This is a genomic window from Streptomyces sp. NPDC029526 (genome assembly GCF_040637405.1).
Lineage (GTDB): Bacteria > Actinomycetota > Actinomycetes > Streptomycetales > Streptomycetaceae > Streptomyces.
In genome coordinates this window covers 19,780-33,403 of record NZ_JBEZWE010000001.1, presented here as the reverse complement: position 1 = coordinate 33,403, position 13,624 = coordinate 19,780, and the positions used below count along the sequence as shown (strand labels likewise).

The 13,624-nt window shown below is 73.2% G+C and carries 16 protein-coding genes; 9 read left to right on the top strand and 7 right to left on the bottom strand.

Annotated features, from left to right (window positions below; genetic code table 11):
• Window positions 1-137 precede the first annotated feature (137 nt).
• The gene (gene moaA / locus AB0F01_RS00165) at window positions 138-1,127 is read left to right on the top strand and encodes a GTP 3',8-cyclase MoaA (protein WP_362088831.1); all 990 of its coding nucleotides are present in this window, start codon (window positions 138-140) and stop codon (window positions 1,125-1,127) included.
• Between the two features lie 28 nt (window positions 1,128-1,155).
• On the opposite strand, the gene AB0F01_RS00160 is transcribed toward moaA, so the two are convergent.
• Both AB0F01_RS00160 and AB0F01_RS00155 read right to left on the bottom strand, forming a co-directional pair.
• Entirely contained in the window at window positions 1,156-1,377 is a 222-nt protein-coding gene (locus tag AB0F01_RS00160) for a hypothetical protein (protein ID WP_362090150.1), read from the bottom strand.
• A 259-nt stretch (window positions 1,378-1,636) separates the two neighbouring features.
• On the bottom strand, window positions 1,637-2,026 hold the full coding sequence (locus AB0F01_RS00155) for a DUF3099 domain-containing protein (RefSeq protein ID WP_362088830.1): 390 nt from the start codon (window positions 2,024-2,026) through the stop codon (window positions 1,637-1,639).
• Between the two features lie 244 nt (window positions 2,027-2,270).
• Between AB0F01_RS00155 and AB0F01_RS00150 the strand changes: the two genes are divergently transcribed.
• The gene (locus AB0F01_RS00150) at window positions 2,271-2,555 is read left to right on the top strand and encodes a GlsB/YeaQ/YmgE family stress response membrane protein (protein WP_362088829.1); all 285 of its coding nucleotides are present in this window, start codon (window positions 2,271-2,273) and stop codon (window positions 2,553-2,555) included.
• Between the two features lie 95 nt (window positions 2,556-2,650).
• On the opposite strand, the gene tyrS is transcribed toward AB0F01_RS00150, so the two are convergent.
• The 4 genes from tyrS to AB0F01_RS00130 form a co-directional block, all read right to left on the bottom strand.
• Window positions 2,651-3,919 (bottom strand): tyrosine--tRNA ligase, encoded by a 1,269-nt coding sequence (gene tyrS, locus AB0F01_RS00145; RefSeq protein ID WP_362088828.1) that lies wholly within the window; start codon window positions 3,917-3,919, stop codon window positions 2,651-2,653.
• Between the two features lie 95 nt (window positions 3,920-4,014).
• On the bottom strand, window positions 4,015-5,409 hold the full coding sequence (locus AB0F01_RS00140; protein WP_362088827.1) for a metallopeptidase TldD-related protein: 1,395 nt from the start codon (window positions 5,407-5,409) through the stop codon (window positions 4,015-4,017).
• 168 nt (window positions 5,410-5,577) lie between these two features.
• Window positions 5,578-7,107: a TldD/PmbA family protein gene (locus AB0F01_RS00135; RefSeq protein WP_362088826.1), complete on the bottom strand. Its 1,530-nt coding sequence runs from the start codon at window positions 7,105-7,107 to the stop codon at window positions 5,578-5,580.
• A 152-nt stretch (window positions 7,108-7,259) separates the two neighbouring features.
• Window positions 7,260-7,424 (bottom strand): DUF397 domain-containing protein, encoded by a 165-nt coding sequence (locus AB0F01_RS00130; RefSeq protein ID WP_362088825.1) that lies wholly within the window; start codon window positions 7,422-7,424, stop codon window positions 7,260-7,262.
• A gap of 178 nt (window positions 7,425-7,602) precedes the next feature.
• On the opposite strand from AB0F01_RS00130, the gene fabG reads away from it, so the two are divergent.
• From fabG to AB0F01_RS00115, 3 genes are all read left to right on the top strand, one after another.
• Window positions 7,603-8,307, top strand: coding sequence for a 3-oxoacyl-[acyl-carrier-protein] reductase (fabG, locus tag AB0F01_RS00125; RefSeq protein ID WP_362088824.1), 705 nt, complete (start codon window positions 7,603-7,605; stop codon window positions 8,305-8,307).
• Window positions 8,308-8,312: 5 nt separating this feature from the next.
• Entirely contained in the window at window positions 8,313-9,080 is a 768-nt protein-coding gene (gene fabI / locus AB0F01_RS00120) for an enoyl-ACP reductase FabI (protein ID WP_362088823.1), read from the top strand.
• 323 nt (window positions 9,081-9,403) lie between these two features.
• Window positions 9,404-9,769: a hypothetical protein gene (locus AB0F01_RS00115; protein ID WP_362088822.1), complete on the top strand. Its 366-nt coding sequence runs from the start codon at window positions 9,404-9,406 to the stop codon at window positions 9,767-9,769.
• On the opposite strand, the gene AB0F01_RS00110 is transcribed toward AB0F01_RS00115, so the two are convergent.
• Entirely contained in the window at window positions 9,744-10,439 is a 696-nt protein-coding gene (locus AB0F01_RS00110) for an FCD domain-containing protein (protein ID WP_362088821.1), read from the bottom strand. The two genes, AB0F01_RS00115 and AB0F01_RS00110, sit on opposite strands and share 26 nt — an antisense overlap.
• 83 nt (window positions 10,440-10,522) lie before the next feature.
• Between AB0F01_RS00110 and AB0F01_RS00105 the strand changes: the two genes are divergently transcribed.
• The 4 genes from AB0F01_RS00105 (at window position 10,523) to AB0F01_RS00090 (ending at window position 13,520) form a co-directional block, all read left to right on the top strand.
• A complete protein-coding gene (locus AB0F01_RS00105; RefSeq protein ID WP_362088820.1) occupies window positions 10,523-12,100 on the top strand; it encodes an MFS transporter in 1,578 nt (525 codons plus the stop codon).
• Window positions 12,101-12,148: 48 nt separating this feature from the next.
• Window positions 12,149-12,265, top strand: a complete 117-nt coding sequence (locus AB0F01_RS00100; protein ID WP_362088819.1) for an SGM_5486 family transporter-associated protein — start codon at window positions 12,149-12,151, stop codon at window positions 12,263-12,265.
• A gap of 461 nt (window positions 12,266-12,726) precedes the next feature.
• Window positions 12,727-12,936 (top strand): hypothetical protein, encoded by a 210-nt coding sequence (locus AB0F01_RS00095; RefSeq protein WP_362088818.1) that lies wholly within the window; start codon window positions 12,727-12,729, stop codon window positions 12,934-12,936.
• Between the two features lie 65 nt (window positions 12,937-13,001).
• On the top strand, window positions 13,002-13,520 hold the full coding sequence (locus AB0F01_RS00090; RefSeq protein WP_362088817.1) for a histidine phosphatase family protein: 519 nt from the start codon (window positions 13,002-13,004) through the stop codon (window positions 13,518-13,520).
• The last annotated feature ends 104 nt before the right edge of the window (window positions 13,521-13,624 follow it).

Sequence of the window (13,624 nt, the reverse complement as noted above, 5' to 3'; positions counted from 1 at the left end):
GCGTCGTAGGAACCTCCAGGTCCCCACGACGCGGCCGTCGTCGTTCTCGTCGCATCGGGCGGCTGTGGCCGTCGGTGCCGTCACGTACGCTCGCAGGTACGGGATGTCAGCGATCCGCGTCGAGGGAGGGGGCCCACGTGCTCATCGACACCTACGGCCGAGTGGCCACCGATCTGAGGGTCTCGCTCACCGACCGGTGCAATCTGCGCTGCACCTACTGCATGCCCGAGGAGGGTCTGCAGTGGCTCGCCAAGCCCGACCTGCTCGACGACGACGAGATCGTCCGCCTGGTCGGCGTCGCCGTGACCTCCCTCGGTATCGAGGAGGTCCGCTTCACCGGCGGGGAGCCCCTGCTGCGGCCCGGCCTGGCCGGCATCGTCGAACGCGTCGCCGCCCTCGAGCCCCGCCCGCAGATCTCCCTCACCACCAACGGCATCGGCCTGCGCCGCACCGCCGACGCCCTGAAGCGGGCGGGCCTGGACCGGGTGAACGTCTCCCTGGACACGCTCCGCCCGGACGTCTTCAAGCGCCTCACCCGCCGCGACCGCCACCAGGACGTCATCGACGGCCTGTACGCGGCCCGCGAGGCCGGTCTGACCCCCGTGAAGGTCAACTCCGTGCTCATGCCGGGCCTCAACGACGACGAGGCGCCCGACCTGCTCGCCTGGGCCGTGGAGCACGACTACGAGTTGCGTTTCATCGAGCAGATGCCGCTGGACGCCCAGCACGGCTGGAAGCGCGAGGGCATGGTCACGGCCGGCGACATCCTCGCCTCGCTGCGCACCCGCTTCGAGCTGACCCCCGAGGGCTCCGAGGCCCGTGGCTCGGCACCCGCCGAGCGCTGGCTCGTCGACGGCGGCCCGCACCGGGTGGGCGTCATCGCCTCCGTCACCCGCCCGTTCTGCGCGGCCTGCGACCGCACCCGCCTCACCGCCGACGGGCAGGTCCGCACCTGCCTGTTCGCCACCGAGGAGACCGACCTGCGCGGCGCCCTGCGCTCCGGTGCCCCGGACGAGGAGATCGCCCGAGTGTGGCGGCAGGCCATGTGGGGCAAGAAGGCCGGCGCGGGCCTGGACGACCCGTCCTTCGTCCAGCCGGACCGGCCGATGTCCGCCATCGGCGGCTGAGCGCGCGGAGGACAGGCTCCGGGGCCGCTCAGGCCTCCCGGGCCTGCCACTCGGCGAAGGGGACGACGTCCTTCAGGAACCCGCGCACGCCCAGGAACTGCGACAGGTGCTCCCGGTGCTCCTCGCAGGCGAGCCAGGTCTTGCGCCGCTCAGGCGTGTGCAGCTTCGGGTTGTTCCAGGCCAGCACCCAGGCGGCGGCGGTGCGGCAGCCCTTGGCGGAACAGATCGGCGTCTCGGGATCGGGGACCATCACACCGCCGACCCTAACCCGGCCCGGACACCCGCCCCCGACGGGGCGGTGGCCCCCCTCACAAGGCGACGCCGAGCAGCCACGGGGGGAGCTGCCCGGCGTCGGTCCGTCGCTCCGACGGGGGATGCGGAGCGCGTACGAAGTATGTCACGGGTCACCCCGGCACCGGCACCGGAACACCATGATTGATCTGAGCTTTTCTTGAGCTTGGCGCGGAACCTGCTTCCGCTCCCGCCGTCCACCCGTCCGTACCCGGCGGTCACGGCCCTTCGGAACGCTCCGCACCCGCTTCCGCGGCGGTCCGCGACCCCGCGTCCCGCGGGTCGTCCGCCGGGGCGCCGTCCTCCCCGGGCGGCGGCGTGATCATGGGCCGCATCGGCGTGGTCACGAAGGTCGACGGCAGGGAAGGGGCGTTCTCCCGGCCCGCGTTGGCGATCACCACCGCGATGTACGGCAGCACCGCGCCGAGGACCAGCGCCACGATCGCGACGTGCTTCTCCACGTTCCACAGCACCGCGGCGAGGATGACCGAGATCGTACGGACGGTCATCGAGATCACGTACCGGCGCTGCCGTGCCCGCACGTCGTCCTGGAGGCCCGCCCGGGCACCGGTGATCCGGAACACCTGGGCGCCATGCTGCTTCGGCATCGCAATCCACCACCCGCCCGCATCGGACTTCCCCGTCCCTGACCGCTCCGCGACCGATCGGGGACACCGGGCCCGGACATCCACCACATTACGCCCGCCCGGCCGCCGGGCCACTACCGGGGCAGCCCCTCCACCCCTCGCCCGGCCGCTCCGTCGCGCGGACGGCGCCGCCCGGCATGCGGCACGCGGAGCCCGGGCCGACACTGGCCGTAATGCACGCGTCAAGCCGTACGAGGAGGCACTCATGGGCTGGTTGTGGGCGATCATCGTGGGATTCGTGCTCGGCCTGCTCGCCAAGGCGGTGATCCCCGGCAAGCAGCACATCCCGCTGTGGCTGGCGACCATCTGCGGCATGATCGGCGCCGTCATCGGCAACGCCATGGCCCGGGGCTTCGGCATCGAGGAGACCCGCGGCATCGACTGGGGGCGGCACATCTTCCAGCTGGGCGCGGCCATCGTCGTCGTGCTCCTCGTGGAGATGATCTACAACGCGATGCAGCGCCGGAAGCACGAACGCCGCACGACCTGACCCGGCACGGGGACGGCGAGGGAGGACAGCGAGGGGCGGGAGGCGAGGGGGCGGCTCCCGCCCGCGGGAACCGCCCCCTCGTCCACCCCTGTGGCTCAGCCGGCCGTGACCTCGACGGCCGCCAGGTTCTTCTTGCCCCGGCGCAGCACCAGCCAGCGCCCGTGCAGCAGGTCCTCCCGCGCCGGGACGGCGTCCTCGGCGGTGACCTTCACGTTGTTCACGTAGGCGCCGCCCTCCTTCACCGTGCGCCGCGCGGCCGACTTGCTGGCCACCAGGCCGACCTCCGCGAAGAGGTCCACCACCGGGGCCGGCTCCGTGACCCGGACGTGCGGCACCTCGGAGAGCGCCGCGGCCAGCGTGCGCTCGTCCAGCTCCGCCAGCTCGCCCTGGCCGAACAGCGCCTTCGAGGCGGCGATCACGGCGGCCGTCTGGTCCGCGCCGTGCACCAGCGTGGTCAGCTCCTCCGCCAGCGCCCGCTGCGCGGCACGGGCCTGCGGGCGCTCCGCGGTCTGCCGCTCCAGCTCCTCCAGCTCCTCGCGGGACCTGAAGGACAGGATGCGCATGTAGCCCGAGATGTCCCGGTCGTCCACGTTCAGCCAGAACTGGTAGAACGCGTACGGCGTCGTCATCTCCGGGTCCAGCCACACCGCACCGCTCGCGGTCTTGCCGAACTTGGTGCCGTCCGCCTTCGTCATCAGCGGGGTCGCGTACGCGTGCACCGTGGCGTCCGGCTCCAGCCGGTGGATCAGGTCCAGGCCCGCCGTGAGGTTGCCCCACTGGTCGCTGCCGCCCTGCTGCAGCGTGCAGCCGTACCTCCGGTAGAGCTGGAGGAAGTCCATGGCCTGCAGCAGCTGGTAGCTGAACTCGGTGTAGCTGATGCCCTCGGAGGACTCCAGCCGCCGGGCGACCGAGTCCTTCGTCAGCATCTTGTTGACGCGGAAGTGCTTGCCGACGTCCCGCAGGAACTCGATCGCCGACAGGTTCTGCGTCCAGTCCAGGTTGTTGACCATCTCGGCCGCGTTCTCGCCCTCGAAGGACAGGAACGGCTCGATCTGCCGGCGCAGTCGCTCCACCCAGCCGGCCACCGTCTCCGGCGAGTTCAGCGTGCGCTCCGCGGTCGGCCGCGGGTCACCGATCTGGCCCGTCGCCCCGCCGACGAGGGCCAGCGGCCGGTGCCCGGCCTGCTGGAGCCGGCGCAGGGTGAGCACCTGCACCAGATGCCCCACGTGCAGGGACGGCGCGGTCGGGTCGAAGCCGCAATAGAAGGTGACGGGACCGTCCGCGAGCGCTTTGCGCAATGCGTCCTCGTCGGTGGACTGGGCGAACAGCCCGCGCCACTGCAGCTCGTCGACGATGTCCGTCACGGTTCTCGTGTCTCCTAGGTGATGCCGGAAGAGGGGCGCCGAGGGTGCTCGGCTCCGCGCGCCCGGCCGGCGGCCGGACGCGGACGCCTACGAGGTTATACGCCCCGGCTGACCGAGCTCATATTGAAATCGGGGATGCGCAGCGCGGGCATCGCGGCCCGGGTGAACCAGTCGCTCCACTCCCTGGGCAGCGTCTTCTCCGTCCGCCCCGCCTCCGCCGCCCGGCCCAGCAGGTCCACCGGCGACTCGTTGAACCGGAAGTTGTTCACCTCCCCGGTCACCTCGCCGTTCTCCACCAGGTAGACGCCGTCCCGGGTCAGACCGGTCAGCAGCAGCGTCGCCGGGTCCACCTCGCGGATGTACCACAGGCAGGTCAGCAGCAGCCCGCGCCCGGTGTCGGCGACCATCTCCTCCAGCGAGCGGTCCCGGCCGCCCTCCAGGATCAGGTTGTCGATCCCCGGCGTCACCGGCAGCCCGGTCAGCTCCGCGCTGTGCCGGCTGGTGGTCAGGTGCCTCAGCTCGCCCTCGCGGACCCACTCCGTGGCCGCCAGCGGCAGCCCGTTGTCGAACACCGACCGGTCACCCCCGGAGGAGTGCGCCAGCACGAACGGCGCCGACTGAAGTCCCGGCTCGTGCGGGTCGCTGCGCAGGGTCAGCGGCAGCCCGGTGAGCCGCTCACCGATCCGGGTGCCGCCGCCGGGCGCGGAGAACACCGTGCGGCCCTCGGCCGCGTCCCGCCCGGAGGCCGACCACAGCTGGTAGATCAGCAGGTCCGCCACCGCGGTCGGCGGCAGCAGCGTCTCGTACCGGCCCGCGGGCAGCTCCAGCCGCCGCTCGGCCCAGCCGAGCCGCACCGCCAGTTCGGCGTCCATCGTCCTGGGGTCCACGTCCGTGAAGTCCCGGGTGGAGCGCCCCGCCCACGCCGACCGGGTACGGTCCGGCGACTTGGCGTTCAGCTCCAGCGTCCCGTTCGGCTGGTCGTGCCGCAGCCGCAGCCCCGTCGACGTGCCCAGGTAGCTGGACACCATCTCGTGGTGGGCGAACCCGTACAGCTCGCGCCCGCCCGCCCGGGCCCGGGCGAACGACTCCCCGAGCGCCGGGGCGAAGTCCGTGAACACCGCCGACGAGGTCACGGCGGGCTCCTGGGCGAAGTCGGGGGACTCGGGCACCCCGGCGACCAGCGGTCCCGCGTCCTCCGCAGGACCCGCCCCGCGCGCCGCCGCCTCGGCCGCCCGCACCAGCGGCTCCAGCTCCTCGGCGGTCACGGCCGACCGCGACACCACCCCGGACGCCGTCCCCTCCCGGCCGTCCACCGTGGCCACCACGGTGAGGGTGCGTCCGCGCGTGACCCCGTTGGTGGTGAGCGCGTTGCCCGCCCAGCGCAGATTGGCCGTCGACCGCTCGTCGGCGATCACCACGCACCCGTCGGCCCGGGACAGCGCGAGCGCGCGCTCCACGATCTCGTGCGGCTTGCTGCTGCGCCCGCTCATCGACCGGCCTCCTGAGTCGTGTCGAGACGGTGCTGTCCCGGGGGACGACCCCCGGACCCCCGGCCGGTCCCGGTCCTGGCGCTCATCGGCCGGCCTCCTGAGTCGTGTTGAGACGGTGCTGTCCCGGGGGACGACCCCCGGACCCCCGGCCGGTCCCGGTCCTGGCGCTCATCGGCCGGCCTCCTGAGTCGTGTTGAGGATGTTGACACCCCGGAACAGGGCCGAGGGGCAGCCGTGCGAGACCGCCGCGACCTGTCCCGGCTGGGCCTTGCCGCAGTTGAACGCCCCGCCCAGCACATACGTCTGCGGGCCGCCGACCGCCGCCATGGAGCCCCAGAAGTCGGTCGTCGTCGCCTGGTAGGCCACGTCCCGCAACTGCCCCACCAGCCGCCCGTTCTCGATGCGGTGGAACCGCTGGCCCGTGAACTGGAAGTTGTAGCGCTGCATGTCGATGCTCCACGAGCGGTCCCCGACCACGTAGATGCCCCGCTCCACACCGCCGATCAGGTCCTCCGTCGACATCCCGGCCGGATCGGGCCGCAACGACACGTTCGCCATCCGCTGCACCGGCACGTGCTCCGGGGAGTCCGCGAACGCGCACCCGTTGGACCGCTCGAAGCCCGTGAGCCTCGCGATCCGCCGGTCCAGCTGGTAACCGACCAGGGTGCCGTCCTTCACCAGGTCCCAGGACTGCGCCTCGACGCCCTCGTCGTCGTAGCCGACGGTCGCCAGCCCGTGCTCGGCGGTGCGGTCGCCGGTGACGTTCATCAGCTCCGAGCCGTACCGCAGCTTCCCCAGCTGGTCGAAGGTGGCGAACGAGGTGCCGGCGTACGCCGCCTCGTAGCCGAGCGCCCGGTCCAGCTCCGTGGCGTGCCCGATGGACTCGTGGATGGTCAGCCACAGGTTGGAGGGGTCGACGACCAGGTCGTAGAGCCCCGGGTCCACGCTGGGCGCCCGCATCTTCTCCGCGAGCAGCTCCGGCAGCCGCGCCAGCTCCTCGTCCCAGTCCCAGCCGGTGCCGGTCAGGTACTCCCAGCCGCGCCCCACGGGCGGCGCCAGGGTGCGCATGGAGTCGAACTCCCCGCTGGAGTCGTCCACCGACACGGCCGTGAACGACGGGTGCAGCCGGACCCGCTGCTGCGTGGTCACGGTCCCGGCGGTGTCGGCGTAGAACTTGTTCTCGTGCACGGTGAGCAGCGAGGCGTCCACATGGTCGACCCCGCGCGCCGCCAGCAGCCGGGCGCTCCAAGCGGCGAGCAGCGCGGCCTTCTCCTCGTCCGGCACCGAGAACGGGTCGACCTCGTACGACGACACCCAGGTCTTCTCCGCGTGCACCGGCTCCTCGGCCAGCTCCACCGGGCCGCCGGGCCCCGCACCCGCCGCCCGGACCACCCGCGCGGACAGCTGCGCCATCGCCACCGCCTGCGAGGCGACCTTCGCGGCGGCGTCCGGCGTCAGATCCACCCCGGAGGCGAACCCCCAGGCCCCGCCGTGCACCACCCGCACCGCGTAGCCGAGGTCGGTGGTGTCCGACGTCCCGGCGGGCCGGGCGTCCCGCAGGTTCCAGGACGCGCTGCGCACCCGCTCCAGCCGGAAGTCGGCGTGCGCCGCCCCCAGCGACCGCGCACGGGCCAGCGCGGCGTCGGCGAGGGGGCGCAGCGGCAGGGCGAGGAACGACTGATCGACTTCATGGGGCACGGGCGGACATCCCTTCGGGGCTTGCCTGTGGTGACCGTCGCAGGAAGTGAACCATGCCTCGCCCCACCGGCGAGCGGACACCGTGGCGGCCGGCGGGTGGGTACCGGAGCGATCCCCGTACCCACCCGCCGGCCGTCACGTACGACGCGAACTCAGCCGTCCCCAGGCACGCCGACCACGAGTGCCGCGAACGCCGTCCACGCGGCCGGCGTGACGACGAGGCGCCGGATGTGCCTGTCCTCGGAGTCGTGGACGTGGACGGCCGCTGATCCACCCGGACACCTCCGCGCCGGGCACCCGGACGACCCGGCGGTCACCGGAGTACGGCGGACCGACCGCGGCGACCGACTGTAGGAACCCGACAGGAGCCCATGGGCGCCACTGTCGGTGCCCGAATGTCCCGGGGCGTCTCCCGAACGATAGGTTTTCGGGGAAGCCGCCTGTCATCCAGGTGTTCGGGCGGGGGATTCCGACCGCTATCGAAAGGGTGATCCGTTGAGCCGCTCGGTTCTCGTCACCGGAGGCAACCGGGGCATCGGCCTCGCCATCGCCCGTGCATTCGCCGACGCCGGCGACCAGGTCGCCATCACGTACCGCTCGGGTGAGCCGCCGGCCGGCTTCCTCGCGGTCCGCTGCGACATCACCGACCCCGAGCAGGTGGAGCAGGCCTACAAGGAGATCGAGGCCCAGCACGGCCCGGTCGAGGTCCTCGTCGCCAACGCCGGCGTCACCAAGGACCAGCTCCTGATGCGCATGTCCGAGGAGGACTTCACCTCCGTCGTCGACACCAACCTCACCGGCACCTTCCGCATCGTGAAGCGTGCCAACCGGGGCATGCTCCGCGCCAAGAAGGGCCGCGTGGTGCTGATCTCCTCGGTGGTCGGCCTGGCGGGCTCCGCGGGGCAGGCCAACTACGCCGCCTCCAAGGCCGCCCTGGTCGGCTTCGCGCGCTCCCTCGCCCGTGAGCTGGGGTCCCGCAACATCACCTTCAACGTCGTGGCGCCCGGCTTCGTCGACACCGACATGACCAAGGTGCTCACCGAGGAGCAGCGCACGAAGATCGTGTCGCAGGTACCGCTCGGCCGGTACGCGCAGCCGGAGGAGGTCGCCGCGACGGTGCGGTTCCTCGCCTCCGACGACGCCTCGTACATCACTGGAGCCGTCATTCCCGTTGACGGCGGACTGGGAATGGGTCACTGAACGACATGAGCGGAATTCTCGAGGGCAAGCGCGTCCTGATCACCGGTGTGCTGATGGAGTCCTCCATCGCGTTCCACACCGCCAAGCTCGCCCAGGAACAGGGCGCCGAGATCATCCTGACCGCCTTCCCGCGGCCCACCCTGACCGAGCGCATCGCCCGGAAGCTGCCCAAGCCCACCAAGGTCATCGAGCTCGACGTGACCAACGACGAGCACCTGGGCCGTCTCGCGGACGTCGTCGGCGAGGAACTCGGCGGCCTCGACGGCGTGGTGCACTCCATCGGCTTCGCGCCGCAGGACGCGCTCGGCGGCAACTTCCTCAACACGCCGTTCGAGTCGGTCTCCACCGCCATGCACGTCTCGGCCTTCTCCCTGAAGTCCCTGACCATGGCCTGCCTGCCGCTGATGCAGAACGGCGGCTCCGTCGTCGGCCTCACCTTCGACGCGCAGTACGCCTGGCCGCAGTACGACTGGATGGGCCCGGCCAAGGCCGCCCTGGAGGCCACCAACCGGTACATGGCGCGCGACCTGGGCAAGCAGAAGATCCGCTGCAACCTCATCTCCGCGGGCCCGATCGGCTCCATGGCGGCCAAGTCCATCCCGGGCTTCGCCGAGCTGGCCTCCGTGTGGGACACCCGCGCCCCGCTGGAGTGGGACCTGAAGGACCCCGAGCCGGCCGGCCGCGGTGTCGTGGCCCTGCTGAGCGACTGGTTCCCGAAGACCACCGGCGAGATCGTCCACGTCGACGGCGGTCTGCACGCCGTCGGCGCCTGATCCGCCGGGACCGCGCCCGGTCCACCCCGGCCGCACACGGCACACGGCACACGGCACATGGCACACGGGCCCGCGCCCCAAGGGGGGGCGGGCCCGCGCCGTGCTTCGCGGCGCGGGTCCGTCCGTACCGCCCGGGGGCCTGGTCGTGCCGCCCGAGGCCAGTCCGGGCCGCTCAGGGGCATGGTCGTACCGCCCGAGGCGAGTCCGTCCCGTTCACCCGAACGGCGCACCAATCCGGGCGCGAGGGACCCGGGACCAGGCACCGTGGAGGACACGTCCGTCGCGCTTTCTGCCCTCCCCAGCCACGCCGAGGAGGTCCCGTCGTGCGCGTGTACCGTCTGGCCTCAGCGACCCTTGCCGCCGCCCTCGTCCTGGCCCTGCCGTATCAGGCGTTCCCGCACACTGCCGTGCGGTCCGCGCAGCCCGCGCCCCGGAAACCGGCCGCGGACGATCCGTTCGGCGCCGCCTGCCGGATCCGGGTGGACGGTTCCAGCGTGACCGCGTACTGCCACAACCCCTATCCCGTCACCGACCGCGTGAGTCTGCACGTCGAGTGCGTCCGCTGGTGGGACCTCGACGCCGACAGCGCCCCGGTGGCCGCCGGGCCGGCGCAGACGGTGCGCCTGACCGGGCGCTGCTGGAAGGAGGTCGGCGCCGCCTGGGTCAGCCACCGGAAGGCGGAGCGGTGACCCGGCCCGGACGGCACGCCAGCGGATAGGCGGCGGCCACCTCGGCCGCCGCCGCCGCGTCACCGGCGCGGATCGCGTCCACCAGCCGCCCGTGCTCCATGTGCGTCTCCGGGGACAGCTCCGCGCCCACGTCGTCGCGCAGCCAGTCCCGCAGCACCTCGCCCAGGTCCGCGTACATCGCGGTCAGCACGTCGTTGTGGGAGGCCGCCACCACCGCCAGGTGGAAGGTGGCGTCCGCCGTCACGAACGCCTCGGCCTCGCCCGACTCCCACGCCTCCTCGCGGCGCAGCAGCAGGGCGTCCAGCTGTTTGAGGTCCTTCTCCGTCCGCCGCTGTGCGGCCAGCCGTGCCGCGGCCGACTCCAGCGTGGAGCGCAGTTCGGCCACGTGCCGGGGATCGGCGTCGGCGAAGCGGCGGTGCATCACGCCCGCCAGTTCGCTCGTCGCCGCCACGTACGTGCCCGACCCCTGGCGGATGTCCAGCAGACCGTTGTGCGCGAGGGCACGGACCGCCTCGCGGACCGTGTTCCGTGCCACGCCGAGCTGCTCGACCAGCTCCGGCTCGGTCGGGATGCGGGAGCCGACCGGCCACTCACCCGTGGTGATCTGCGCGCGCAGTGCGGCGATGACCTGCTCGGACAGGGCCGCGCGACGCGGATGGCTCAGGGGCATGGCTCACCTTCGCACACGGGGGGCCGCCGGGCGGCGGCCGGACACTGGACCGGCAATCATCCCATGATTCTATGATGGGTTTCATGGCTGGTGAAGAGACCCGGGCGCTCGCGTCCACGACGACCGAAGACACCCCGGCCGGTCGATCCCGGCCCGCACCGCCATCACCCCGGACCCCCGGGCCGGCTCCCTCCTCCCGCCCGCGCGGGTGGACCGCCCGCCTGCTGGTCGTGGCCGTCGTCCTCGCCGCCCTCAACCTGCGGCCCGCCATCACCAGTCTGGGCGCCCTGCTGGAGGAGGTCCGCGTCGCGCTCGGCATGAGCGGCAGCGTGGCCGGACTGCTGACCTCCGTGCCCCCGCTGTGCTTCGCCGTCTTCGGCGTCACCGCCCCGCGCCTCGCCCGCCGCTTCGGTCCCGGCGCGGTGGTGTGCGGTGGCATGGCCGCCATCGCCGCCGGCCTGCTCGTCCGCCCCTTCGCGGGCGGCACGGCCGGGTTCCTCGCGGGCACCGCGCTCGCCCTGATGGGCATCGCCGTCAGCAACGTCCTGATGCCCGTCATCGTCAAGCGCTGGTTCCCGGACCGGATCGGCTCCATGACGGGCCTGTACTCCATGGCCCTCGCCCTCGGCACCTCGACCGCCGCCGCCGTCACGGTGCCGGTGACCGACCTGCTCGGCGGCCACTGGCGGTCGGGACTCGTCCTCTGGTCCGCCCTCGCCGCCGCGGCCGTCCTGCCCTGGCTGGCGTTCGTGCGGGGTGGCGACGCGGGCACCTCCGGCGGGCGGGGCCGGGGCCGGGCGGTCGGCGGTGCGGACACCTCCGGCGGGCGGGGCCGGGGCCGGGCGGTCGGCGGTGCGCCCGAGGAGGCGGGAGCCAGGGAGGCCGCGGCGTCGGGGACCGCTCCTGGCGGGGCGGTTTCCGACGGGAGTGCTCCTGCCGGGGGCGTATCCGCCGGGGCTGCGTCCGCTGGGGCCGCGCCAGCCGAGGCCGCGTCCGCTGAAGCCGCGCCAGCCGGGGAGACGCCGGCCGGGGAGGCGCCCGCCTCCGTGCCCGGCCCGCGCGCGGAGGCGGCCCCGCCGCGCATCTCCCGGAGCCCCACCGCCTGGGCCCTGGCCGTCTTCTTCGGGCTCCAGGCCACCGCCGCCTACATCACGATGGGGTGGATGCCGCAGATCTTCCGGGACGCCGGCGTCCCCGCCGGCACGGCCGGACTGCTGCTCGCGGTCACCATGGTGATGGGCGTGCCGCTCGCCTTCGTGATACCCCGGCTCGCCACCCGGCTGCCCCACCAGGGACCGATCGTGCTCGTGCTCGGCGCCAGCGGTCTCGCCGGGTACGCCGGTCTCCACTTCGCCCCGGCCGCCGGCGCCTGGGCCTGGGCGCTGCTGCTGGGCATCGCCGGCTGTGCCTTCCCGCTCGCGCTGACCCTGGTCGGCATGCGGGCCCGGACCGGCCCCGGCGTCGCCCAGCTGTCCGCCTTCGCCCAGAGCACCGGCTACCTGATCTCCATCCCGGGACCGCTGCTGGTCGGTGTGCTCTACCAGCACAGCGGCGGCTGGGGGCTCCCGATCGGGCTGATGGCCGCCCTGCTGGTGCCGCAGACCGTGTTCGGCTACCTGGCCGGCCGCCCCCGCACGGTGGAGGAGGAGACGGCGCGCTGAGCGCGCCCCCGCACCGGGGCACCGCGCCGGGGATGCGAGACTGGCCCCATGCCAGTCCTCGACCCGAACCCGCAGAACGGCCAGAAGAAGCTCCTCCTGGTCTTCGGCTCGTTCTTCGCCATTTTCATCGTCATCGGCGTCGTCGCCAGCCTCCTCGCCCCCTGACGCACGGACCGTCCCGTGCGGTGGCCCCGGCGGTCCCGCGCGGACGTCCAAGATGTCCCGCGCGGTCGCCCCGGGGATCGCGCGTGGACGTCCGGGCTGTCCTGCGCGGTCACCCCGGCCGTCCCGACCGACCGAGGCCGAGGCGGCCCCGTCGTCGCCGGGAGGCGCCTCCCGGGTACCGGCCGCTCCGGGGGAGGCGCCCACCGCCCCTGCCGTTCCGCCCGTCCGGTGCTCCCCTTCGCCCCGGCGCCTCGGCCGTACCGTCCGCCCCGGGCCGTCCGCCCCGGGGATCCGCGCCGTCCGGCGCGTGGTAGGGCTCGCCCCCGTATCCCCTAGGGGGACAGGCTCAGGGTCAAGTGGGTGGATCACCGGATGGGTTGGTGCCCGTCGGGTCCGTACCTTCGAGATGTGGCCGCGGGACGCGGTCATCGGAACGGATTCCTCGCGGAGCGGAGGCCCTCATGACGGCACGCACCCATCCCCGGCCCCGCCCCGCCCCGCAGGGCGGCGGCCCCAATACCCGGCTGCCCTGGTGGGCCCTGGCCCTGCCCGCGCTCGCCTTCGTCGCGCTGCTGACGCTCGTCCTGAACCCCTCCGAGGCCCACGCGGCGGGCGGTGAACCCGCGATAGCGCATCTCGTCGAACGCGCGCAGCAGCTCATGGGCCGGTGAGCCCTCCGGGGGAGGGCCGTCAACTCCCTGCGCCTCGTGGCCTGTTTCATGCGAAGCTGGATGACATGAGCGTCGCAGAACCCCGCAGGATTGTCCTCTTCCGGCATGCGAAGGCCGACTGGCCCCCGGTCAACGACCATGAGCGCCCGCTCGCCGAGCGGGGCCGCATGGACGCGGCAGTCGCCGGTCGCAAGCTGGCCGACTCCGGCATCGCCTTCGACCTGGCCCTGTGCTCCACCGCGACCCGCACCCGGGAGACCTGGAAGCTGGCGGTCCAGGAATTCCCGCAGCGACCGAAAACCGTCTACGAGGAGCGGATCTACGAGGCGTCGCCCGGCGAGCTGATCGCCCTGCTGAACGAGACCTCCGACGACGCGCAGAACGTCCTGCTGGTCGGCCACAACCCCGGCATCCAGGGCCTCGCCGACATCCTGGCCGGCTCCGACGAGGCGGACGCCCGCGAGCGGATGAACCGGCGGGGATACCCGGCCGCGGCCTTCGCCGTGCTGTCCTTCACCGGTTCCTGGAAGTCCCTGGAGCCGGGCGTCGCCACGCTGGTCGACTACTGGGCGCCCAGCGAGTGACGTCCCGCGCCTGACGGGCGTCCGGCACCCGGCGAGAAGAGGTGCCGCACCCGGTGAGAAGCGGTGCCGGACCTCTCACACACGGTGCACGGCCCGGACACGCG

Coding starts and splice junctions, on each gene's coding strand:
- AB0F01_RS00160 (WP_362090150.1), bottom strand. CDS start 1,377: ATGGTCCCCGATCCCGAGACGCCGATCTGTTCCGCCAAGGGCTGCCGC.
- AB0F01_RS00155 (WP_362088830.1), bottom strand. CDS start 2,026: ATGCCGAAGCAGCATGGCGCCCAGGTGTTCCGGATCACCGGTGCCCGG.
- AB0F01_RS00150 (WP_362088829.1), top strand. CDS start 2,271: ATGGGCTGGTTGTGGGCGATCATCGTGGGATTCGTGCTCGGCCTGCTC.
- AB0F01_RS00140 (WP_362088827.1), bottom strand. CDS start 5,409: ATGAGCGGGCGCAGCAGCAAGCCGCACGAGATCGTGGAGCGCGCGCTC.
- fabI (WP_362088823.1), top strand. CDS start 8,313: ATGAGCGGAATTCTCGAGGGCAAGCGCGTCCTGATCACCGGTGTGCTG.
- AB0F01_RS00110 (WP_362088821.1), bottom strand. CDS start 10,439: ATGCCCCTGAGCCATCCGCGTCGCGCGGCCCTGTCCGAGCAGGTCATC.
- AB0F01_RS00105 (WP_362088820.1), top strand. CDS start 10,523: ATGGCTGGTGAAGAGACCCGGGCGCTCGCGTCCACGACGACCGAAGAC.
- AB0F01_RS00100 (WP_362088819.1), top strand. CDS start 12,149: ATGCCAGTCCTCGACCCGAACCCGCAGAACGGCCAGAAGAAGCTCCTC.
- AB0F01_RS00095 (WP_362088818.1), top strand. CDS start 12,727: ATGACGGCACGCACCCATCCCCGGCCCCGCCCCGCCCCGCAGGGCGGC.
- AB0F01_RS00090 (WP_362088817.1), top strand. CDS start 13,002: ATGAGCGTCGCAGAACCCCGCAGGATTGTCCTCTTCCGGCATGCGAAG.